1 protein-coding gene is annotated in these 1,132 nt (G+C 54.6%); it reads left to right on the top strand.

Annotated features, from left to right (window positions below; all coding sequences use genetic code 11):
- Positions 1 to 63: 63 nt before the first annotated feature.
- Positions 64 to 1,132, top strand: a protein-coding gene (locus tag APH42_RS28840) for an IS3 family transposase (protein ID WP_156352985.1) whose coding sequence is annotated in 2 segments (ribosomal slippage) — positions 64 to 307 and positions 307 to 1,132 — 1,070 coding nt annotated over the 2 segments. Because the reading frame shifts where the segments join, the coding sequence is not laid out codon by codon here. This gene is flagged as partial in the annotation.

The raw sequence follows: 1,132 nt of genomic DNA, 5'->3' as shown, positions 1-1,132 counted from the left end.
TGAATCGCCCCTGGTTTCGTAGACACCTCCAAGCCTCATAATGAGGCCCAAATAGGAGGTGCCATGAGTCGTCAGCGTTACCCCGAAGAATTCAAGATCGAAGCGGTCAAGCAAGTGACCGAAAAAGGCAAACCTGTCGCCGAGGTCGCCCAGCGCCTGGGCATGTCCGTGCACAGCCTTTACGCCTGGATCAAGGTCTACAGCAAGCCCCAAGAGCAGCGTCAACAAGACGACGATCAGCAGGCCGAATTGCGTAAGCTACGCGCTGAACTCAAGCGCGTGACGGAAGAGCGAGACATCTTAAAAAAGGCCGCCGCGTACTTTGCCAAGGAGTGCGGCTGAAGTACGCCTTCATCAAGAAGCACTCGACGGATTACTCGGTGCGGCGCCTTTGCCAAACCCTCAAGGTGCACCCCAGCGGCTACTACGCCTGGCTGGCCGAGCCTCAATCTGCCCGAGCAAAAGAAGATCAACGTCTGCTTGGCTTGATCAAACACGCTTGGCTAGAAAGCGGAGGTGTGTATGGCTACCGCAAAATTCACGATGACCTACGTGAGCTGGGAGAGGAATGCGGACGAAATCGAGTCGGGCGCTTGATGCAGGAGGAGGGGCTGCGTTCGCAAACGGGCTATCGGCGGCGTCCAGGGTTTTACGGAGGAAAACCAACAGTGGCCTCGCCCAACCACCTCGCGCGGCAGTTCAAGGTCAGTGAGCCGAACAAGGTCTGGGTGACAGATATCACTTACATCCGCACCTATGAAGGGTGGCTCTACCTCGCGGTAGTGCTGGATCTGTTTTCACGCCAAGTAATTGGTTGGTCAATGAAGCCAAGGATGAGCAGCGACCTGGCTATCGACGCGATGTTGATGGCTGTTTGGCGACGCAAACCTCAGCAGCAAGTGATGATTCACTCGGATCAAGGCAGTCAGTTCAGTAGCTCGGATTGGCAAAGTTTCTTGAAGGCCAACAATGTAATCAGCAGCATGAGCCGGCGGGGAAACTGCCACGACAATGCCGTAGCCGAGAGTTTTTTCCAGCTTTTGAAGCGGGAGCGAATCCGACGAAAGATCTACACAACCCGTGAAGAAGCCCGAAGTGATATTTTCGATTATATCGAGATGTTCTATAACCC

This window comes from Pseudomonas sp. NBRC 111140 (assembly GCF_001320885.1).
Lineage (GTDB): Bacteria > Pseudomonadota > Gammaproteobacteria > Pseudomonadales > Pseudomonadaceae > Aquipseudomonas > Aquipseudomonas putida_P.
Note: the sequence above shows the minus strand (reverse complement) of the source record. Positions and strands in the feature narration are given on the sequence as shown.